Here is a 19,772-nt window from a genome sequence, read left to right on the forward strand (position 1 = left end):
AGGGGTCAACTGCCGTGACGCAGAAGGTCCGAGACAGCGCCCCGACGGAACCCGGCCGGCTCAACCGGCGGTTTCGTCCCGGCCCTCGGCCTTGGCGGCGATCTCTTCCAGGTCTTTGGCCATCTGCTTGCGCGCCACGCGCAGTCCCAGCTTTCCGAAGAGCGCCATCATCAGCCTCGAGAGCGTTCCCGGGTTCTCCAGCTCGGCCCCGAAAAACATGGCCAGCCGGGTGCCGCCGTCCACGGGCGCGAGCGTGAACCTCGTGGTGTAGTCGGCGCCGTTCGATGCCGCCTTGACCGTCGTCGACGCCGGCGCGTCGACGTCCGCCACCCACATCTCCTCCGTGGCTTCCTTGCCCATCATTTTGCGGGTTTCGCGCCACCGGAAGCCCTCGGCGTAGTCGCCGGGCGTCAGGATCTCGACCCGCGTCACTGAGCTCAGCGTCCGGGCGGAGCCGGGGATGTCGGTGATCACGCGCCACACGGCGTCGACCGGTGCGTTGACGTGCCGGACTATTTCAAGGTGATGGCCCACGGTCGCTCTTTCGGAAGGGGTCAGGTTTCGAACAGCCTAGTGGAGGCACTGCTCCCGGCGCAGCCGCGAAACGGCAACGATAAACTCGAAGGGTGACTTCCGAGAGCCCCGCCCCAGCCAGCACCGCCAACACTACCGCCGGCCACGCCGGAGTCCCGGCGCAGCCTGCCCTGCCGGAGAAGGTTTCCGACCTCTTCGACCCGGCGCGGTGGCGGGTGGTGGAAGGCTTCGACTTCCAGGACATGACCTACCACCGCCAGGTGGAGCGCGACGCCAGCGGCAGCGTGGTGCGCGACCTGCCGGCGGTGCGCATCGCCTTCAACCGGCCGGAAGTGCGCAACGCCTTCCGGCCCGGCACCGTGGACGAGCTGTACCGCGCCATGGACCACGCCCGGATGACGCCGGATGTGGCCACCGTGCTGCTCACCGGCAACGGCCCCTCGCCCAAGGACGGCGGCCACTCGTTCTGCTCGGGCGGTGACCAGCGCATCCGCGGCCGCGACGGTTATCGGTACCCGGTGGAAAACGCGGCCGGCGAGTCGGCCGAATTCATCGACCCGGCCCGCGCCGGCCGGCTGCACATTCTGGAAGTCCAGCGGTTGATGCGGACCATGCCCAAGGTGGTCATCGCCGTCGTCAACGGCTGGGCCGCCGGCGGCGGACATTCCCTGCACGTGGTGTCCGACCTGACCATCGCCTCCCGGCAGCACGGCAAGTTCAAGCAGACCGACGCCACGGTCGGCAGCTTCGACGCCGGCTACGGCTCGGCACTGCTGGCGCGGCAGATCGGCCAGAAGGCCGCCCGCGAGATCTTTTTCCTTGCGCGGGAGTACTCGGCCGAGGACATGGTCCGCATGGGCGCCGTCAACGAGGCGGTGGACCATGATCGGCTCGAGGAGGTGGCGCTGGAATACGCGGCGGACATTGCCCGGCAGTCCCCGCAGGCCATCCGGATGCTGAAGTTCGCGTTCAACCTGGCCGACGACGGACTGGCGGGCCAGCAGGTCTTCGCCGGTGAAGCCACCCGCCTGGCGTACATGACGGACGAGGCCGTCGAAGGCAAGGAAGCTTTCCTGGCCAAGCGCGACCCCGACTGGTCGTCGTTCCCCTACTACTTCTAGGGCGGGCGGCATGGACATTGAGCCGGCCCTGGCAGCGCTGACCGCGGCGCTGGGCGGCGAGGGCCCCGCCGTCGAACTCGCCCCGGACGGCACCCCGGTGCCGGTGTCCTCGCCCGGACTGGTTCCCGGGACCGCCGCGGTCGTGCGGACCTCGGGGTCCACCGGCACGCCCAAGGCCACCATGCTGGGGATCGACGCGCTGGCCGCGTCGTCGATGGGCACCGCCCTGCGGCTGGGCGGCGAGGGGCAGTGGCTGCTGACGCTGGCGCCGAACTACGTGGCCGGCCTCCAGGTTCTGGTCCGCTCCCTCTACGCCGGCACCCGGCCCCGGGCGATGGACCTGTCCGGCGGGTTCACCGCCCGCGCGTTCACCGACGCGGCAGCCGCCCTGACCGACCGGTTCCGGATCACCTCGCTGGTGCCCACCCAGCTGCACCGGCTGCTCGCCGCGGCGGAGCCCGAAACGCTCAAGGCGCTGCGCCGGTTCGATGCCATCCTGCTCGGCGGCGCCCGGATGCCTGAGGCGCTGCGGGCGGAGGCGGCCAAACAGTCGCTGAAGATCGTGCGCACCTACGGCATGAGCGAGACCTGCGGCGGCTGCGTGTACGACGGCGTCCCGCTCCAGGGGGTTACCCTGCGGCTGGAGCGAGGCCGGGTCCTGATCGGCGGCGACGTGGTTGCCGGCGGCTACCTGGACAATCCGCAGCTGACCGACGCCCATTTCAGCGCGGCCGGCGGCACGCGCTGGTTCCGCACCGAGGACCTCGGCGAGACGGACGACGCCGGCGCGCTGACCGTCATCGGACGCGCGGACGACGTGTTGATCACCGGCGGCGTCAAGGTGTCCGCGGCGGCCGTCGCCGAGGTGATCGAGGGGCTGCCGGGCGTCCAGGCCGCGCTGGTGGCGGGCATCGACGATCCCGAGTGGGGCACCAGAGTCTGCGCCGCCGTCGTGGGCTCCGCCGCGGAGGCGGACATCGAGGCCCGGGTGCGCCGGGCGCTGGGCGCCCCCGCCGTCCCGCGCCACCTGGTGCGCCTCGAAGCGCTGCCGCTGCTGCCCAACGGCAAGCCGGACCGGCTGGCCGTGGCCGATCTCCTGCGCCGTGCGGCGGCGGAGGGAGCCGGCCACGACCGCGGCTCGCGTGGCGGGAAACCGCCGTCGCCGTGACATCGGCCACTCCTGCGGCGACGGCTGCACCGGCCTTCCGCTTCCATGGGCGAGAATAGACCGGTGCTGCGGCTGCCCGCAGCCAACGATGCATGAACCCCCACAGGTAAGGACTCTCCACAGTGGCTACAGCCGGGCAATGGTTCGAAGGGGCACGGCCCCGCACCCTCCCGATGGCGGTCGCTCCGGTGATCATCGGCAGCGCGGCCGCCTACGACCTGGGTTCCTTCCGGCCGCTGCATGCCCTCCTCGCGGCGCTCATCGCGGTCCTGTTCCAGGTGGGCGTGAACTACGCGAACGACTACTCGGACGGTGTCCGCGGCACCGATGACGTGCGGGTGGGCCCGCTGCGGTTGACCGGGTCCGGGCTGGCCAAGCCGAAAGCGGTGAAGGCCGCCGCGTTCGCCAGCTTTGGGCTGGCCATGGTGGCCGGGCTCGCCCTGATCATCCTGTCGCAGACCTGGCCGCTGCTGCTGGTGGGCGTCGGCTGCGTGATCGCCGCCTGGGGATACACCGGCGGCAACAACCCCTACGGCTACCGGGGGCTGGGCGAAGTGTACGTGTTCCTGTTCTTCGGCATTGTGGCCACCATGGGGACCACCTACACGCAGGCCCTGCAGGTCAGCTGGCCGTCCTTCCTCGGCGCGGTCGGGACCGGCCTGATCGCCACGGCACTGCTGATGGCCAACAACGTCCGCGACATCCCGACGGACCGCGAGGTGGGGAAACTGACGCTGGCCGTCCGGATGGGTGACGAGGCGGCGCGCGTCAGCTACGTCATGATGCTCGCGGTGGCGCTCCTGCTGCCGCTCATCATGGTCTACGACTTCCCGTGGATCCTACTGGTGCTGCTGCTGGTGCCGGCATGCCTGACGCCGAGCTGGCTGATGCTCAAGGGCAAGAAGCGCGAGAGCCTCATCCCGGTACTCAAGCAGACCGGGATGATCAACCTCGGGTTCGCCACCGCCTTCGCGCTCGGCGTGGTGCTGAGCCGGCTGTCGTAGCCGGCCTCCGGCCGGTAGCCGCGGCGGCCCGCCCGAGGCCGGGTCAGCCCCGGTCCACGGGCCGGGTGCCGTCCGGCTTCTGCCCGGAGTCCCGGGTCCTGCGGTAGGAATCCACGTTCAGTTCGCCGTGCCGATCGACGGCGGCGTCCTCGGCCAGCGCGTCCGAAATCTCCGTGGACGTCCTCGGTGCCTTCGCGCCGGCGGAGAACCGGCGCGCCAGTGCCGCCCCCGCTTCGTCCCTCATCTTGCGGAAGAACAGGTACGTGATGCACCAGCCCATGATCGCTGCGGCGAGGGCCGAGTAGACGACACCCAGCCTCAAAAACAGGCAGATGACAAAGATGACGGCCATGATGCCGAGACGCAGGGCGCTGAATTTCCAAAAAGCCACACCTCAAGTTTACGCTGCCCGCGAGATCGACCGGCCGGTCCGAAGATTCATCAGCCTCCGGCTTAACGCTCACCTACAATTGACTCATGGTCCGTCTCTATGTCCTGCTCGCGGTACTGGCCCTCGCGGTGGTGATCTATGCCCTCATCGAGTGCATCCGGTCGCGGCCGCACGAGGTGCGCAGTATCTCAAAACCGGGATGGATCCTCACAATCATCCTGGTGCCCCTGATCGGAGCCCTGATGTGGTTCGTGTGGGGCCGCCCCAAAGCGGGCGGCCGGCAGGCCCAGCAGGCTCCCCGCCCGGTGGCCCCGGACGATGACATCGCCTTCCTGCGCACGCTCGATGCGCAGCGCCGCGCCAAACAACGTGAAGAGGAACTGAACCGCAAGGAGCAGGAGCTCAAGAAGCGCGAGGACCCCAAGCACGGCGGAGAGGACAAGCCCGCGGCCCATGACGACCGCCAGTTGAGCGAAGACGACCCGGAGAACGGCCCCCGCTAGGCGCCCGCTGACCTGACGCCGGCATCCGGCTCCCGCAGGTCCCCGGACCCGCAGAAGGCCCGCCGCCCCGATGGGGCTGCGGGCCTTCTGTTGATTCGGAGGCTGCGGTCCTATGTCTTGATTCGGGGCCGCGGCCTTCGGCCGATGCCGGCGGCTTGTCCTAGACCCCGGCGTAGCTGTGCAGGCCGGCGAAGAAGACGTTCACGATCGTGAAGTTGAAGACCACGCACAGGTAACCGACGATGGACAGCCAGGCTGCGCGGGTACCGGTCCAGCCGCGGGTGGCGCGGGCGTGCAGGTAGCCGGCGTAGACCACCCAGATGACGAAGGTCCACACTTCCTTGGTGTCCCACCCCCAGTAACGGCCCCAGGCCTGTTCGGCCCAGATCGCGCCGAGCACCAGCGTGAAAGTCCAGAACACGAAGCCGACGGCGTTGAGCCGGTAGGCGGCGTTCTCCAGTGTCAGTGCCGAGGGAGCCAGCCGCATGAATGCCAGCTTGTCCGCCTTGCCGGCGCGGCCGCGGGCCTCGCGTTTCGCTTGCACGAGCTGCAGCACGGACATGGCGAACGTCAACGTGAACAGCGCCGACGCGAGCACGGCGACCGAGACGTGGATGATCAGCCAGTAGCTCTGCAGGGCGGGCACGAGGTGGGCCACCGGCGTCGGGAACCCGATGGACGCCGCGATCAGCATGACGACCACAAGGCCGATCACGAACGAGCCGAGGAAGCGAAGGTCCTTGCGGGTCAGCGCAATCAGGTAGACCACTGCCACCATCAGCGCACCCGTGGTGCAGAACTCGTACATGTTGCCCCACGGCACGCGGTGGGCGGCCAGGCCGCGGGCCACCACGCCGGCGGCCAGGATGACGGTAGCCAGCACGCTCAGGGCCACGCCGATCCGGGCGGCGGCACGCCGTTCCTTGCCGTAGTTCATCGAGTCCGCGGCCATCTCGACGCCGGCGCCGGCGCCGGCGCCCGCGCCGGCCGCCCTCGCGCCTGCAGCTGTCGACGCCGCACCGGCGGCGCCGACGAGCACGCCCTGCTCGGCCGCGTCGTGCCCGGCGGCCAGCCGGTCTTCCACAGCCTTGATGGTCTTGCTGGATGTCACCAAATCCCAGCAAAAGGCGATAAAGGCGACGGTGAATGCCATCGCACCGAGCAGGATGAACAGCTCGCTGTACTGGGCCATGGTCTGGTCAATCGTGGGCATGGGAAGAGATGTCCTTAGTGGTTGTCAACGCCGGCGGCGCTCTTGCTATTGTGCGCCCCGGGGGCGGCATCCGTCAGCCACTGGGTGCGGAAGAGTTTGCTGAGGGCGACCGCTTCCGGGGCCAGCCGGTGGTCCTCGCCCCGGGCCAGCAGGCCCCATTCGACCATGGTGCGGCCGTCCTCGTGGGTGCCGGCCCGCACCCAGACGCGGCGGCGGCCGATGAACAGGGAGGCACCCAGGCCGGCCAGGGCCAGCGAGGAGAACACAAGGGCACCGACCTTGCCGGGATCATGGTGGATGTCCAGCGCTGCATAGCGGACGAGGCCGTCGAACGTGACGCTGCCCATCCCGTTGGGCAGTTCCGCCGTTTCGTAGGCGGCGAGTTCGATGCCCCCGTCCTCCTGGTTGCGGTCGTTGAGGACGGTCAGCTCGGTCGTGTCCAGGACGTAGACATTCTTGGGGTCGCCGTTGTCCAGGCCCAGGTCCCCGTAATAGGAGTTCAGGTACAACCGGGGGTTCATGGGATCGGGGTCGCTGCCGTAGGCCACCCCGTCTTCGCCCTCCATCGCGGTCGGCAGGAAGAACCCCACGAAGCCCAGCTGTTCCGGCTGCGCGTCCGGCGCCTTGATCACCAGCGTGGAGGTGTAGGCGCCGTCGTTCGGGATGGCGATGACGGGGCCCTGGTGGGCGATGTTGCCCTCGCCGTCCCGGATGGTCACGACCGGCGCGTAGCCGTTGCCCATGAGGTACACGTTCGTTCCGCCGAGGGTCAGCGGGTGGTTGATTTTCAGCACCTGCTGCTCCTCGGGCGCCCCCGGCTCGCCGCGCACGGTCAGGGTGGCGGTGAAGTCAAGCGGCTGGCCGTAGTGGGTTTGTGATTCCCGGTCGAAGACCACATCGAACTCGTCGAGGCGCATGGAGAACGGCTCCAGCCGGTCCTCGGTGAACCCGGTTCCCGGATTGAAGCTGTCGTAGCCGATGAGCGAATTCACGAACGTTTCGCCCTCGACCAGGATCCGCTGGCCCGTGTAGCCGAACTGCCCGCCGATGGCGACGGACACCAGCACGCCGATCAGCGAGGTATGGAAGACCAGGTTGCCGATCTCCTTGGTGAAGCCGCGCTCCGCTCCGACGGAGGGCCGGTCGGTGTCCGCGTCGCGCACATCCACCCGGTACCCGCGGCGCTTCAGCAAGCGGGCGGCGTCCTCGACGGCGGAGCGGGCGGAAACGCCGGCGTCGGCGGGGACCGCCATGGACCCGTACTCGGGCAGCCGGGACAACCGGCGGGGAGTCCTGGGCGGCTGCGACCGCATGGCCTTGTAGTGCTGGATCGCGCGCGGGATGACGCAGCCGATCAGCGACAGGAAGAGCAGCAGGTAGATGGCGGAGAACCACACCGAGGAGTAGACGTCGAAGAGCTGGAAGCGGTCCAGCCACGGCCCGACCGCGGGATTGTCCGCAATGTACTGGGTCACGACGGCGGGGTTGGCAGGGCGCTGCGGGAACAGCGAGCCGGGCACCGCGGCCACGGCCAGCAGCAGCAGCAGGAACAGCGCGGTGCGCATGCTCGTCAGCTGGGTCCAGGCCCAGCGCAGCATGCCGGCGAGACCCAGCGCGGGGACGGCAACGTCGTCCCGGCCGCGGTTGCGTTTCCGGTCGTCGGCGGGCCGGCGGTCCTTCACGGTCCGGCCGCCGCGATCCGTCCCCGGTCCGGCCGCTGCGGTGGCATCGGCTTGGTCGTGGCGTCCAGCGCCTTCGGGTGTCTGACTCATCAGATCGGGAGCCTCACTTCATTTGCAAACCAGTCCTGCAATTGCGTCACCCAGTCTCCCCATAACCCGCTGGCCATCAGCAGGCCCAAAACCACCAGCATGGCGCCGCCGGCCCGCTGCAGGAACAACCGGTGCCGGCGGAAGAACGCCATGGCGCCCATCCCCCGCCGCACGCCGAGCGCGATCAGCAGGAACGGAACCCCCAGTCCCAGGCAGTACACGAAGGCCAGGAACGCACCCTTGGCCGCATCCGCGCCGCCCGAGTAGGCCAGCGCCTGCACGGCCGAGAAGGTGGGGCCGATACAGGGCGCCCAGCCCAGCCCGAACGTCATGCCGAGGACCGGCGCCCCCCACAGCCCGGCCGGCGGCCGCGACTGGATCTTGCGGTCCCGCTGAAAGTAGGACAGCCCGCCCATGAAGATGATGCCCATGGCGACGACGACGACGCCCAGCACCTGGGTGACCCAGCCGGCTTCGCTTCCCTTCAACCAGGCCCCAAGCTGGCCGAAGATCGCCCCGATGATCACGAAGACGATGGAAAAGCCCAACACGAACAAACCAATGCCCGCGAACATCCGGCCGCGGCGCTGGCGTTCAAGATCCACGCCGGTCAGGCCGGTGACGTAGCCCAGATAGCCGGGCACCAGCGGCAGCACGCACGGGGACAGGAAGGAGACCAGCCCGGCCAGCATGGCCACGGGGATTGCCAGCAGCACGGAACCGTTGAGCACCGTGTCGCCGAAGGCGCCGCCCACAGTCATCGGCAGCGCGGCCGTCGCCCACCCCATTGCTAGGCGGCCACTGCGTCTTTAATCAGGGCCCGGAGCGTGCCCTTGTCCGCCACACCCAGGATCCGGGCGGCGACGCGGCCCTCCTTGTCCAGCACCAGCGTGGTGGGGACGGCCTGCGGGGGCACGTAGGCGGTCATCGCCAGCAGGACGTCGCCGTTCTTGTCCATGAAGCTGGGGTACGTCACCCCGAAGTTGCGCTCGAAGGCCTCTGCCGTGGGGCGCTCGTCCCGGATGTTGACGCCGTAGAACCGGGCGCCGTCGGCGAATTCCTCGCTCAGCGCCTGCAGGTCCGGAGCCTCCAGCCGGCAGGGCGCGCAGGAGGCGTACCAGAAGTTAAGGACGGTCACCTGGCCGGCCCAGTCGGCCGCATCGACGGTGGTGCCGTCGAAGAGCTTGGCGGTCAGCTGGACGGGTTCGCCGCGCGAGTCGGGCGCGTACTCGGTGACCGAGCCGTCGCCGGCGATGTAGTTCTTGTTGTCGCCGGCGTTGGCCTGCTGAGCCAACGGATCCTCGACGGAACAGGCGGCGAGCGAGAGGGCGCCCAGCAGCCCCGCACCGACTTTGAACGCGGTACGGCGATTGAACGAACGGGGGTTATCGGCAGTCACAGTCACACTTTTCTTCGTGGGGTTGGGGGTGTCCCACTTCTACAACGCGTAGTAATTCTATTATGCTCCGGGCAGGTTCGCGGCACCGGGCAGGAGGTGGGCGCACGGCTCGGCGTAGCGCACCCCGGCGAGGCGGCCGCCGTCGAACTCCAGGGAAGTCACCGAGGCCAGCGTGCACTGGCGGCGGCGGGGATCATGCCAGAGCCGTTTGCCCTCGGCGGCCAGCCGGGTCACCCAGATGGGGAGCTGGTGGCTGACCAGGACCGCCTCGGCGCCCTCCCCGCCGCGTTCCACGGCTATCCGGCGGGCGTCGTCGATGGCCTCGCGCATCCGGGCGGCCTGCGCCGCGTACGGCTCCCCCCAGGACGGCCGGAAGGGATTATAAAGGTGCGGCCAGTGCCGGGGCTGGTTCAGGTGCGAGCGGATGTCCGCCAGCCCCTCGAAGTGGTTTTCGGCTTCGATGATCCGCTCGTCGGTGACGATCTCGAGGCCGAGCGCCTTGGCGGTCGGGGCCGCGGTCTCCTGGGCCCGGGTCAACGGCGAGGCCACCAGGTAGCTGATCCTGGCGCCGTCGTCGCGGCGTTCGGAAAAGTAGCCCGCGGCACACTCGGCCATTTCCTGGCCCAGCGCGGACAGCCTGAAGCTCGGCAGCCTGCCGTAAAGCACGCGGTCGGGGTTGTGGACCTCGCCGTGGCGGAGCAGGTGGACGGTAGCTTCGGGCATGGGTACAAGTGTCTCAAACCGCCGGTGTTTGCCCAAAAGCCCCGCTGTCCGCCCGCGGGGGTGTAGTGTCTGGCCCCGCCGGCTGCCCGGGAAGAAAATCATCCTTCCGGCCGACCGCCGCGGCACTGGCCTGCATTGTAGTGTTGCCTTAACAGCTGCCAAGCACCTCTGCGGCCGGCGCGCAGGCCGGCCGCACGGAGGGCGACCCGTGTGGATGAGATGAAAAGGAACCGGCCATGAGCACCCCAGTAAACGAACCGAACCAGCCCGGTGACGGGGAGGGCCGGCCCGGAGGCCAGGAACAGCCCCGGTACGGGCAGAACCTGCCGCAATACGGCCAGAACGCGCCTCAGCAGCCCGGCTCGGAGCAGCCTCCCTACGGGCAAAACGCCCCGCAGTACGGACAGTACGGGCAGAACCCGCCGCAGTCCGGACCCCAGTATGGACAACAGTACGGGCAGCAGCCCTACGGCCAGGGCCAGCAGGGGCAGTCCCCGTACGGCCAGCAGTACGGGCAGTCCCCGTACGGCTACCAGAACGCCGTGCCCGGCCAGTACGGCTACCCCGGCGGGCAGGCGCAGACCGCCGCCAAACCCACGGCGCCGCGCGAGGTCGTCATTGCGTTCTGGTTGATCATTGCTGCCGCCGTGCTGACCGCCATCGAAATGCTGACGGAACTGGCGAACCTGGACGGCACCATGGCGATGGTGCTCAACGACCCGTCGGTCCGCGAAGCCCTGGGCGAGCAGGGCGGCCAGTTCTCCGACGCCGAGCTGGCGGAAATGATGAGCGGTACGGCAGGAGTGTTCATCGTCATCACCGCGGTGATCGCCGTCGGGCTGTACCTGATGGTGGCCTTCGGCGTGAAGGCGGGCAAGAACTGGGCCCGCATCACCGGGGCGGTGTTCGCCGCGCTCTCGCTGTTCGGACTCTTCAACATCTGGTTCGGCACCTTGTCCGTGCTGCTGGGCATCGCGGCGATCGTGCTGCTGTTCCTGCCGGCGTCGAACAGGTTCTTCCAGGCCACCAAGGCGCACAAGTTCGGCGTCTACGGCCGCTGACCGGGAGCGGGTTCCGGCCGCCTGACGGCCGGAACCCGGCGGGGCGCAGCAGTGTTCAGCCGTGCTCCGTCGTCTGCGCCCGTTGCGCGTGGTACGCCAGGATCTGCAGTTCGGTGGCCATGTCCACCTTGCGCAGCTGCACGGATGGCGGAACCTGCAGCACCGCCGGCGCGAAGCTGAGAATGCTCGTGACGCCGGCTTCGACGAGCCGGTCGCAGAGCCCCTGGGCCGCGCCGGCGGGCACGGCCAGGACCGCCATGTTGGTGCCGGTCTGCCGCAGGATAAGTTCCAAGTCACCGATCGGGCTGACGCGCATCCCCGAGACCTCGGACCCGACGACCTGCGGATCCGCGTCGAAGAGCGCCACGACTCCGAATCCCTTGGTGGTGAATCCGGAGTAGCCGGCCAGGGCCCGGCCCAGGTTGCCGATGCCGACAATCGCGACTTTCCAGTCCTGGGTGAGCCCCAGGGCCGCGGCAATCTCCTGGCCGACCAGCCGGACGTCGTAGCCCACGCCGCGGGTACCGAACGACCCGAGGTAGGAAAGGTCCTTGCGCAGGGTGGGCGGGCTCACGCCGGCGGCCTCGGCCAGTTGCTCGGACGATATGCGTTCCGTGCCCTCGGACACCAGCGAATTCAGGGCCCGGAGGTAGATGGTCAGGCGTGCGAGCGCGGCCGGCGGGATCTCGTGGCCGGATGGCTTGGCAGCCTCGGTATCCGGGAGGTGGGTCACTGTTGTCGCTCCGATGCCTGCTGCGGGGCTCCGGCCGTGCCGTTTCCAGCCGTTCCGGGTCCTGGGTGCCGCCGGCGGCTGTCCAACCGCAGGCTTGTGTCCCCCCAAGATTAAGCTCCCCCGCGCCGCTCTCCAACTCCTGTGACGCCGGCCGGGCCGCCCCGGACTACTGTGTGAGCAGCCGTCGCAGCCGGTCCGGATCGATGTGCCAGAAGTCCCGCTGGACGCCGTCGATCATGACCACGGGGATCTCCTCGGCGAAGCGCCGTTCGAGCTCGGGGTCCTCGAGGATGTTCTTCTCTTCCCAGGCGAGACCGAGCTCCCCCGCAACGCTCCCGACGGTCTCCCGTGCCGCCTGGCACAGATGGCAGCCGGGTTTGGTCAGCAGCACCAGTTCGTGCCCGGGGCGCGTGTCGGATCCACTCATGCCTTCCACGGTAGCGGCCAGTGGCGCTGAACGGACAATCTCCGGCGCCTCGTTAGACTCGAAGCATGCCCAAGACCGCCGCCGGCCATGCACAGCGCGCCTCGGTCTCCACGGACCCGGGGACGGAAGCGGCATTTTTCGACGTCGACAACACCCTGATGCGCGGCGCCAGCCTGTTCCACGTGGCCCGCAAGATGTACCAGAGCGGCGCCTTCCGGATGCGCGACGCTGCCGGTTTCGGCTTCAAACAGGCCCGCTTCCTGATGCGGGGTGAGAACCTCAAGGACATCCAGTCGATCCGCGACACGGCACTGGCCCTTGCCACCGGCCTGCTGAGCGACGACGTCAAACAACTGGGCGACGAGGTCTACGACGAAGTCATCGCCTCCAAGATCTGGCCCGGGACCAGGGCCCTGGCGGACCAACACCTGCGGGTGGGCCGCAAGGTCTGGCTGGTCACGGCCACGCCGGTTGAAGTGGCCGCCGTCATCGCCGACCGGCTGGGCCTGACGGGCGCCCTGGGCACGGTGGGTGAAACCGAAGACGGTGCCTACACCGGACGACTCATCGGGGACATCCTGCACGGGCCGGCCAAGGCTATCGCGGTCGAGGAGTTGGCCATCCGCCAAGGCTTGGACCTGGCGCGCTGCTGGGCCTATAGCGACTCCTACAACGACGTCCCGCTGCTGACCCTGGTGGGCAACCCGGTGGCGATCAACCCGGACGCCAGGCTGCGCCGGCACGCCCGGGAGAACAACTGGCCGGTCTACGACTACAGGAGCGGCCGGCGGGCGGCCACCTTGGGCCTCAAGGCCGCCACCGGTGCCGGCGCGGTCTACGGTCTCTGGCGCGGGGTCAACAGATTCCGGCGACCGGCGGCGTAACGGCCGGACCCACGCCGGCGGGGATGAAAACCGGTTAACGGCACAAGGCCCGCCAGTTTCCTGGCGGGCCTTGGAAGAGAAGGGAACCGGTTGTCGGTCCTACTTCTTGTTGCGGCGCTGGTGACGGGTCTTGCGAAGCAGCTTACGGTGCTTCTTCTTGGCCATACGCTTGCGGCGCTTCTTGATAACTGAACCCACGAGTCCCTCATTCACTGATAGTTTCGTCAGCTGCCGGTGCCCGGCGGGGCACACGTCAACTCACGGTTTTCGACGATGACGTAAAACGTTCCTTAACAGGGTACCGCCTCCGCGCCCCCCGGTTTGACCGCCGGACGGCAGCCGGCCCGCTCCGGAGCGTCAGGCCGTCCCGGTCTCCCGGTCGATCACGGCGCCGCGCAGGTACTCCTCCACGGCCGATTCGGGCACACGATAGGAACGTCCAAAGCGCACGGCGGGCATCTCGCCCGAATGCACCAAGCGGTAAACGGTCATCTTGGACACGCGCATGACCGCGGCCACTTCCGACACCGTCAAGAAGCGCACACTCGAGAAATTGTTCTCGTCAGCCATTACGCACTGTTCCTTTACTGTAAGCAACACCGGCGGCGTGCCGCCTTGCCCCGCCCCAACAACCGTCTTCCTAGATACTTTAGAGGCTGTTGTGGCAAAAGTGAAAGTGCACACTGTAGCTTAAGCATTTTAACCAAGCACGGCCTTTTACCCTCGGGCCGCTTTCGTGGCGCGATTCCCCGCGGCCGACGCCAGCTGGGCCAGCACATCCGCCGTGACGTCCCACTCCATGCAGGCATCCGTGACACTCTGCCCGTAAACCAACGCCGCTCCCCCGCCGTCCCGGGACACCTCCAGTTTCTGTGCCCCGCCCACCAGGAAGCTCTCCAGCATCAGGCCGGCGATGGCGCTGCCGCCCGCTTCGACCTGCGCGGCGATCTCCAGCGCCACCTCGGCCTGGCGGTGGTGGCTCTTGCCGCTGTTGGCGTGGCTGGCGTCCACGATCAACCGCGGATTCAGGCCGGCTTCCGCCAGCGCTGCGGACGCCGCCGCCACCTCTTGGGCTCCGTAGTTCGGGCCGCTTGCGCCGCCGCGCAGGATCACGTGGGTGTCGGGGTTGCCGTTGGTGGAGACCAGCGCCGCCCGTCCCTCGCCGTCGATCCCCAGGAACACCTGAGCCGCGGCCGCTGCGTGGCAGGCGTCGAGCGCAACCTGCAGCCCGCCGTCCGTGCCGTTCTTGAACCCGACCGGCATGGAGAGCCCCGAGACCAACTGACGGTGGATCTGGCTTTCGGTGGTGCGCGCACCGATCGCTCCCCAGCTGACCAGGTCCGCCAGGTACTGCGGGCTGATCGGTTCCAGGAACTCCGTGGCCACCGGCAGGCCGAGCTCCGCCACCTCCAGCAGGAACGTCCGCGCCAGCCGCAGGCCGGCGGCGATGTCGTGGGAGCCGTCCAGCTGTGGGTCGTTGATCAGCCCCTTCCAGCCCACCGTGGTCCGCGGCTTCTCGAAGTACGTGCGCATCACGATCAGCAGCTCTTCGCGGTGCTCACGTGCCACCTGCGCCAGGCGGCGCGCGTAGTCCAGGCCCGCGGCGGTGTCGTGGATCGAGCACGGTCCCACGATCACCAGGAGCCGGTCGTCCACCCCGTCCATGACCGCCCGGATGTCCTCCCGGCCGCGGGCGACGACGGCGGCGGCCTCGGCGGTCAGGGGCTGTTCCTGCAGCACCTCGCCCGGTGACGGCAGCGGGCTGAAGCCGCCCACCCGCAGGTTGTTCGTGCTGCGCGGCGAGGCCGGGTCGGCGGCTTCGACGCCGGCCCGCGTCGGCGCTTCGGTTTCCAAGAGCTGGTTGGCTGCTGAATTCATGGTCGGTGTCCCGTCTGTTGGCGGCGGGACTTCGCTACAGAACCCGCCGGAGAAATGGCGAAGGGCAGAGAATCATCTCTGCCCTGTTGGCTCTGAAGGTTGGTATGCGTAGGCGCTAAGCGGTTACGTCAGGCCCCTCCAGAGCCAACGCAAAATACGCATACCAACGAGTCGTCATACCCGGAACTGTACGCCCGGTCCGCGGGGGAAGGAAAACGCGGGCCCGGGACATGACAGATTATGACGACGCCGGGGCGCCCGGTCCTACAGCCGTAGGTGTGGGGCGCCGGCCGCGCTCAGGCCAGGCCGGCCAGCACATCGAGGCCGAAGACCGGTTCCCGGTCCAGCGGGCGGAGGTCTGCGATCCCGTGCGGTTCCAGTGCGGCGGCGAGCGAGCGTTGGAACCGCGGGACGTTCATACCCAGCCCGCCGCCGAGCACCACCGGGCCGCCCATGCCCAGCCGCCGGGCGACCAGGGCAATCTGGCCGGCCAGGTCGGCGGCCGCGCGGTCGACGATCGCCTCCGCCGCCGGATCGGCGCCTTCGGCGGCGGCCACCACCAGGCGGGACTTGCCCGCCCAAAACCGCCGGTCGGTTTTCGCCGAGTGGAACAGCGCTATCAGCTCGGCCGGCTCCTGCAGCCCGCAGTCGTCCAGCAGCAGGTCCGTGAGCCGGTCCCGCCGCAGGCCCGCATCCAGGCGGGAGAGTGCGTGCCGGACGGCTTCCCGCCCCAGCCAGTAGCCGCTGCCCTCATCGCCCAACAGGTGCCCCCAGCCGCCGGCGCGGACCTCAAGCCCGGCCTCGCTGATGCCCCACACCGACGATCCGGTTCCTGCGACCACGCCGATCCCGGTGCGGACTCGTCCGGCGGCGAGCACCAGGCGGGTGTCGTGGACAACATGGACGACCGCCCCGGGGGCCAGCGGGGCGATCAGGGCGCGCAGCGCCGCCGCGTCGCCCTCGGTGTCGATCCCGCCCGCCCCTGCATAGACCGCCGCGATCCCGGGCGCGCCGAGCCGGCCGAAGACCTCGGCCAGGGCCGCGGCGGCCTGGGCGGGGCTGGCGTTCTGCACGTTGGCGCTGCCCGCCGTGGCTTCGGCGACCGGCAAGCCGTCGTCCAGCCGGATGCCGTGTGTCTTGCTGCCGCCGATGTCCAGCCCGATGAGTCTTTGCACCATGGGGTGAGTTTACTCGGGGCGTCGCTGCGGAGGCCGGGCCGGAACGTCCGCCAGCCTGCATGACCCGCGGGATGACCCCGTGCGCACCAGAACGAAACGGTGCCCGCCGTGGCGGGCACCGTCGTCGTCATCAGTGTTGTGGGCTGTGCTGGCTGCCTTAGATGAGGCCCAGGGCGAGCATGGCGTCGGCTACCTTTTTGAAGCCGGAGATGTTCGCGCCCGCCACGTAGTTGCCGGGCATGCCGTATTCCTCGGCGGTCTCGGCGCAGCGGTCGTGGATGCCGACCATGATGTCCGCCAGGCGCTGCTCCGTGTACTCGAAGGTCCAGGCGTCGCGGCTGGCGTTCTGCTGCATCTCCAGGGCCGAGGTGGCCACGCCGCCGGCATTGGCGGCCTTGCCCGGGCCGAACAGCAGGCCCGCGTCCTGGAAGATGGAGGCCGCTTCGCTCGTGCACGGCATGTTGGCGCCCTCGGCGACGGCGACCAGCCCGGACTCCACCAGGCGCCGGGCCGATTTCTCGTCCAGCTCGTTCTGCGTGGCGCACGGCAGCGCCACGGTGCAGTCGACGTCCCAGATGTTGCCGTCGGCCACGTAGTGCACGGCCGAGCCGCGGCGCTCGGCGTACTCCGAAATGCGGCCCCGCTCGACTTCCTTGATCTGGCGCAGCAGTTCGACGTCGATGCCGGCCTCGTCGACGATGTAGCCGCCGGAGTCGGAGGCGGTGACGACCGTGGCGCCGAGTTCCTGCGCCTTTTCGACGGCGTTGATGGCCACGTTGCCGGAGCCGGAGATGGCCACGCGCTGCCCGTCCAGGCTCTGCCCGCGGGTTTTGAGCATTTCCTGCGCGAACAGCACCGCGCCGTACCCGGTGGCTTCGGGGCGGACCAGCGAGCCGCCCCAGCCGATGCCCTTGCCGGTGAGGACGCCTGACTCGTAGCGGTTGGTGATGCGCTTGTACTGTCCGAACAGGTAGCCGATTTCGCGGGTGCCCACGCCCATGTCCCCGGCCGGAACGTCAGTGTATTCGCCGATGTGGCGGTAGAGCTCCGTCATGAAGGACTGGCAGAAGCGCATGACCTCGCCGTCGGACCGGCCGCGCGGATCGAAGTCGGACCCGCCCTTGCCGCCGCCGATGGGCATGCCGGTCAAGGCATTCTTGAAGATCTGCTCGAAGCCCAGGAACTTGATGATGCCCAGGTAGACCGAGGGGTGGAAGCGCAGGCCGCCCTTGTAGGGGCCAAGCGCGGAGTTGAACTCCACGCGGAAGCCGCGGTTGATCTGGACGTTGCCGGCGTCGTCCACCCAGGGCACGCGGAAGATGATCTGGCGTTCCGGCTCGCAGATGCGCTGCAGGATGGCGGCGTCGGAATATTCGGGGTGCCGGGCGGCCAGCGGCTCGAGGGTTTCGAAGACTTCGGTGACGGCCTGGTGGAATTCCGTTTCGCCTGGATTGCGCCGGAAGACTTCGTCGCGGACTTCAAGCAGGTGGGCATCCATGGGTGCGTCCCTTCACTAGCTGACGTATGGGGGCACTCAGGTTGCTGCGGGCCCTCACACAGAAAACCATAAGAAGCGGGATCTAAGAAACACACCTGACACATCGCCGAACCACCTCGTAACGCGCCGGACGGCGGTACAGTCGGCCGGTTTGTCGCACTGAACGGGGCAGTTCCGGCACCGCTGGGCGGGGTGGCAGGGCGGAAAGTGCCGGCCGTCACGGGCGAACACGCCCGCCCGTCGGGGCCCGAATGTGCGGCTCATCACGGCCCGGGGCCCTCCGCGTCCCCGCACGGGTGGCCCCTCTGGTACTCCGCCGGGCTGCCGCCGCGTGAGCCGCCTGCGCTCGAGGCCGGGCTGCCGCGCGCACCGGCATCAGGGCCCGCCGCTCAGCCGCGGCGGCGGCGCGGCAGTTTGGGCAGATGCGCGAAGATGTCCGCGGCCTTGGTCGTCGCCTTGTTGGCCGCCTGGCCGAGCGACCGGCTGAGGTTGGCGGGAACCGGAACCTCGAGGCTCCGCCCCGTCACCGCATGCGCGGGTTCCTGCGGGGCGATGACGGCGGCTGCCACCGCGGGCGACACCGGCCCCGCCTCGGCGGCGGGCAGGACATCGACCCCGAACCCGATGATCCAGTCGGCCACATGCTGCAGCGGCCCGGTCTGCAGCGAGTAGTAGCGCTTCTGGCCCTGGGCGCGCATGGACACGAGTCCGGCTTCGCGCAGCACCTTCAGGTGCTTGGAGACGGTCGGCTGGCTCACCTCCAGCTCTTCGACCAGTTCGCCAACCGCCTTGTCGCCGTCACGGAGCGACCCTAGTATGTCCCGGCGGGTACCTTCCGCAATCACTGCAAAGACATCATCGATGGCCATTGCATTACCCTAACCGCATATATGCTCCGGGGCACACCCCCGGCGTTGGTCCCGGCGCCGGGCACGATACCGGGTTCGGTGGACGACTGCGTCTGGCGCGGCCGCCCGGCCAGGGTCTGCCGCCCCATCCGCTGGGGGCTTGGCGAACCCAGTAACGGCCTAGTCGAACCAGGGATCGAGCCCGTGGTAGGGGAAAATTTCCTTGCGGGTGGCCATCACGGTGCGGTCCACGCCGTCGTTGGGGTCATAGCCGACCTCCCACGAGCGCCACCACAGGTCGGCGTCGTCGCCCATGTACAGCGGTGCCTGCTGGCCGTACCGCACCTCGACGTAGTCATGCCAGGACTGCGGCACCTCGCTGTGCAACGGAATGGCCCGGCCGGAAACAATGGCGAGCATGTGCGTCCAGGACCGGGGCACCACATTGAAGACGTCGTAGCCGCCGCCGCCCGTGGCGATCCAGCGGTCGCCGCAGACCTCGCGCGCCAGGTCGGACGTGTCCAGCATCATTTGCCGCTGGGCGTCCACGCTCAGCCGGAGGCTGCTCAGCAGGTCGCGGGCATGGTTGTCGCAGCCGTGCTGGCTGACGATCACTTCGGGGGCGAAGGCCCTGACCAGCTGCGGCACCACCGCGTGGAAGGCCCGCAGGAAGGCGGCGTCGCCGGAGCGGGGCGGCATGGCGACGTTGACGGAACTGCCCGGTGCCTCCGGGCCCCCGCTCTCGTTCGCGAAGCCCGTCCCCGGGAACAGGTGGGTGCCGGTTTCATGCAGGGAGATGGTCAGCACCCGCGGGTCGTTGTAGAAGATCGACTGGACGCCGTCGCCGTGGTGCGCGTCGACGTCGACGTACGCGACCCTCTGCACGCCGTTATCCAGCAGGTGCTGGATGGCCAGGGCGCAGTCGTTGTAGATGCAGAACCCGCTGGCCTTGCCGCGCGCGGCGTGGTGCATGCCGCCGGCGAAGTTCACCGCATGCAGCGCAGAGCCGTCCAGGATCGCGGCCGCGGACTGCAGCGAGGCCCCGGCGATTCGGGCGCTGGCGGTGTGCATGCCCGGAAACACCGGATCGTCTTCGGTGCCCAGGCCGCGCTCGTCGTCGATGGCGTCCGGGTTTTCGCTGACCGCCTTCACCGCGGCCACGTAGGCCGGGTCGTGCACGGTCTGCAGTGCCGCGTCGCCGGCGATTTCGGCTGCGGCCAACGTGACGTTCGGGCGGTGGAAGATGGCGAATTCGTCAGCCAGCCTGGCCGTCAGGTCCAGCCGGATCGGGGACATGGGATGATGCGCGCCGAAATTGTAGGCCAAGACGGATTCACTCCACACCGCCAGAGTGGGAACCGCGGGAACTGGGGTCGCTGACATCACAGACAGGCTACGCGAAAGCACCGGTGCGCGCGCATTCTTCCCGCGCCCCGT

The 19,772-nt window shown here is 69.0% G+C and carries 22 protein-coding genes; 6 read left to right on the forward strand and 16 right to left on the reverse strand.

What is annotated here, in order from left to right; all coding sequences use genetic code 11:
• Nucleotides 1-60 precede the first annotated feature (60 nt).
• The gene (locus AC5RVV_RS07010; protein WP_494000620.1) at nt 61-534 is read right to left on the reverse strand and encodes an SRPBCC family protein; all 474 of its coding nucleotides are present in this window, start codon (nt 532-534) and stop codon (nt 61-63) included.
• Nucleotides 535-704: 170 nt separating this feature from the next.
• Between AC5RVV_RS07010 and AC5RVV_RS07015 the strand changes: the two genes are divergently transcribed.
• The 3 genes from AC5RVV_RS07015 (at nt 705) to AC5RVV_RS07025 (ending at nt 3,827) form a co-directional block, all read left to right on the forward strand.
• The gene (locus AC5RVV_RS07015; protein ID WP_494001298.1) at nt 705-1,655 is read left to right on the forward strand and encodes a 1,4-dihydroxy-2-naphthoyl-CoA synthase; all 951 of its coding nucleotides are present in this window, start codon (nt 705-707) and stop codon (nt 1,653-1,655) included.
• Nucleotides 1,656-1,665: 10 nt separating this feature from the next.
• A complete protein-coding gene (locus AC5RVV_RS07020) occupies nt 1,666-2,823 on the forward strand; it encodes an AMP-binding protein (RefSeq protein WP_494000621.1) in 1,158 nt (385 codons plus the stop codon).
• 122 nt (nt 2,824-2,945) lie between these two features.
• The gene (locus AC5RVV_RS07025; protein ID WP_494000622.1) at nt 2,946-3,827 is read left to right on the forward strand and encodes a 1,4-dihydroxy-2-naphthoate polyprenyltransferase; all 882 of its coding nucleotides are present in this window, start codon (nt 2,946-2,948) and stop codon (nt 3,825-3,827) included.
• A gap of 43 nt (nt 3,828-3,870) precedes the next feature.
• On the opposite strand, the gene AC5RVV_RS07030 is transcribed toward AC5RVV_RS07025, so the two are convergent.
• Complete coding sequence (locus tag AC5RVV_RS07030; RefSeq protein WP_494000623.1) at nt 3,871-4,218, reverse strand: DUF4229 domain-containing protein; 348 nt, start codon at nt 4,216-4,218, stop codon at nt 3,871-3,873.
• Between the two features lie 86 nt (nt 4,219-4,304).
• Here AC5RVV_RS07030 and AC5RVV_RS07035 point away from each other — a divergent pair, with 86 nt between their 5' ends.
• The gene (locus tag AC5RVV_RS07035) at nt 4,305-4,721 is read left to right on the forward strand and encodes a PLD nuclease N-terminal domain-containing protein (RefSeq protein ID WP_494000624.1); all 417 of its coding nucleotides are present in this window, start codon (nt 4,305-4,307) and stop codon (nt 4,719-4,721) included.
• Nucleotides 4,722-4,881: 160 nt separating this feature from the next.
• On the opposite strand, the gene ccsB is transcribed toward AC5RVV_RS07035, so the two are convergent.
• The 5 genes from ccsB to AC5RVV_RS07060 all read right to left on the reverse strand — a co-directional run bounded on the left by ccsB (nt 4,882) and on the right by AC5RVV_RS07060 (nt 9,828).
• Nucleotides 4,882-5,934 carry a c-type cytochrome biogenesis protein CcsB gene (gene ccsB / locus AC5RVV_RS07040; protein WP_494000625.1) on the reverse strand — a complete coding sequence of 351 codons (1,053 nt, stop codon included), beginning with the start codon at nt 5,932-5,934 and terminating at the stop codon, nt 4,882-4,884.
• Between the two features lie 14 nt (nt 5,935-5,948).
• Entirely contained in the window at nt 5,949-7,532 is a 1,584-nt protein-coding gene (gene resB / locus AC5RVV_RS07045) for a cytochrome c biogenesis protein ResB (RefSeq protein ID WP_494001299.1), read from the reverse strand.
• Between the two features lie 173 nt (nt 7,533-7,705).
• Nucleotides 7,706-8,494, reverse strand: coding sequence for a cytochrome c biogenesis CcdA family protein (locus AC5RVV_RS07050; protein WP_494000626.1), 789 nt, complete (start codon nt 8,492-8,494; stop codon nt 7,706-7,708).
• 2 nt (nt 8,495-8,496) lie between these two features.
• Nucleotides 8,497-9,111, reverse strand: coding sequence for a TlpA family protein disulfide reductase (locus AC5RVV_RS07055; protein WP_494000627.1), 615 nt, complete (start codon nt 9,109-9,111; stop codon nt 8,497-8,499).
• A 54-nt stretch (nt 9,112-9,165) separates the two neighbouring features.
• Nucleotides 9,166-9,828 (reverse strand): histidine phosphatase family protein, encoded by a 663-nt coding sequence (locus AC5RVV_RS07060; RefSeq protein ID WP_494000628.1) that lies wholly within the window; start codon nt 9,826-9,828, stop codon nt 9,166-9,168.
• A 236-nt stretch (nt 9,829-10,064) separates the two neighbouring features.
• Between AC5RVV_RS07060 and AC5RVV_RS07065 the strand changes: the two genes are divergently transcribed.
• Nucleotides 10,065-10,889 carry a hypothetical protein gene (locus AC5RVV_RS07065; RefSeq protein ID WP_494000629.1) on the forward strand — a complete coding sequence of 275 codons (825 nt, stop codon included), beginning with the start codon at nt 10,065-10,067 and terminating at the stop codon, nt 10,887-10,889.
• A gap of 55 nt (nt 10,890-10,944) precedes the next feature.
• Here the strand turns inward: AC5RVV_RS07065 and AC5RVV_RS07070 are convergent, their stop codons facing one another.
• The gene (locus tag AC5RVV_RS07070) at nt 10,945-11,622 is read right to left on the reverse strand and encodes a redox-sensing transcriptional repressor Rex (RefSeq protein WP_494000630.1); all 678 of its coding nucleotides are present in this window, start codon (nt 11,620-11,622) and stop codon (nt 10,945-10,947) included.
• Between the two features lie 166 nt (nt 11,623-11,788).
• Nucleotides 11,789-12,049 carry a glutaredoxin family protein gene (locus AC5RVV_RS07075; protein WP_494000631.1) on the reverse strand — a complete coding sequence of 87 codons (261 nt, stop codon included), beginning with the start codon at nt 12,047-12,049 and terminating at the stop codon, nt 11,789-11,791.
• Between the two features lie 65 nt (nt 12,050-12,114).
• On the opposite strand from AC5RVV_RS07075, the gene AC5RVV_RS07080 reads away from it, so the two are divergent.
• Complete coding sequence (locus AC5RVV_RS07080) at nt 12,115-12,933, forward strand: HAD family hydrolase (protein ID WP_494000632.1); 819 nt, start codon at nt 12,115-12,117, stop codon at nt 12,931-12,933.
• A gap of 99 nt (nt 12,934-13,032) precedes the next feature.
• Here the strand turns inward: AC5RVV_RS07080 and AC5RVV_RS07085 are convergent, their stop codons facing one another.
• From AC5RVV_RS07085 to AC5RVV_RS07115, 7 genes are all read right to left on the reverse strand, one after another.
• A complete protein-coding gene (locus AC5RVV_RS07085; protein WP_003792170.1) occupies nt 13,033-13,131 on the reverse strand; it encodes a 30S ribosomal protein bS22 in 99 nt (32 codons plus the stop codon).
• Between the two features lie 159 nt (nt 13,132-13,290).
• The gene (locus AC5RVV_RS07090) at nt 13,291-13,503 is read right to left on the reverse strand and encodes a helix-turn-helix domain-containing protein (protein ID WP_493978048.1); all 213 of its coding nucleotides are present in this window, start codon (nt 13,501-13,503) and stop codon (nt 13,291-13,293) included.
• A gap of 147 nt (nt 13,504-13,650) precedes the next feature.
• Entirely contained in the window at nt 13,651-14,811 is a 1,161-nt protein-coding gene (locus AC5RVV_RS07095; protein WP_494000633.1) for a 3-deoxy-7-phosphoheptulonate synthase, read from the reverse strand.
• Nucleotides 14,812-15,107: 296 nt separating this feature from the next.
• A complete protein-coding gene (locus tag AC5RVV_RS07100; protein WP_494000634.1) occupies nt 15,108-15,989 on the reverse strand; it encodes an N-acetylglucosamine kinase in 882 nt (293 codons plus the stop codon).
• A gap of 157 nt (nt 15,990-16,146) precedes the next feature.
• On the reverse strand, nt 16,147-17,487 hold the full coding sequence (gene gdhA / locus AC5RVV_RS07105) for an NADP-specific glutamate dehydrogenase (protein WP_494000635.1): 1,341 nt from the start codon (nt 17,485-17,487) through the stop codon (nt 16,147-16,149).
• Between the two features lie 389 nt (nt 17,488-17,876).
• Nucleotides 17,877-18,356 (reverse strand): ArsR/SmtB family transcription factor, encoded by a 480-nt coding sequence (locus AC5RVV_RS07110; protein ID WP_494000636.1) that lies wholly within the window; start codon nt 18,354-18,356, stop codon nt 17,877-17,879.
• Between the two features lie 159 nt (nt 18,357-18,515).
• Complete coding sequence (locus AC5RVV_RS07115) at nt 18,516-19,718, reverse strand: acetoin utilization protein AcuC (protein ID WP_494000637.1); 1,203 nt, start codon at nt 19,716-19,718, stop codon at nt 18,516-18,518.
• Nucleotides 19,719-19,772: the final 54 nt, after the last annotated feature.

The organism is Arthrobacter sp. MDT2-34-1, assembly GCF_059091365.1.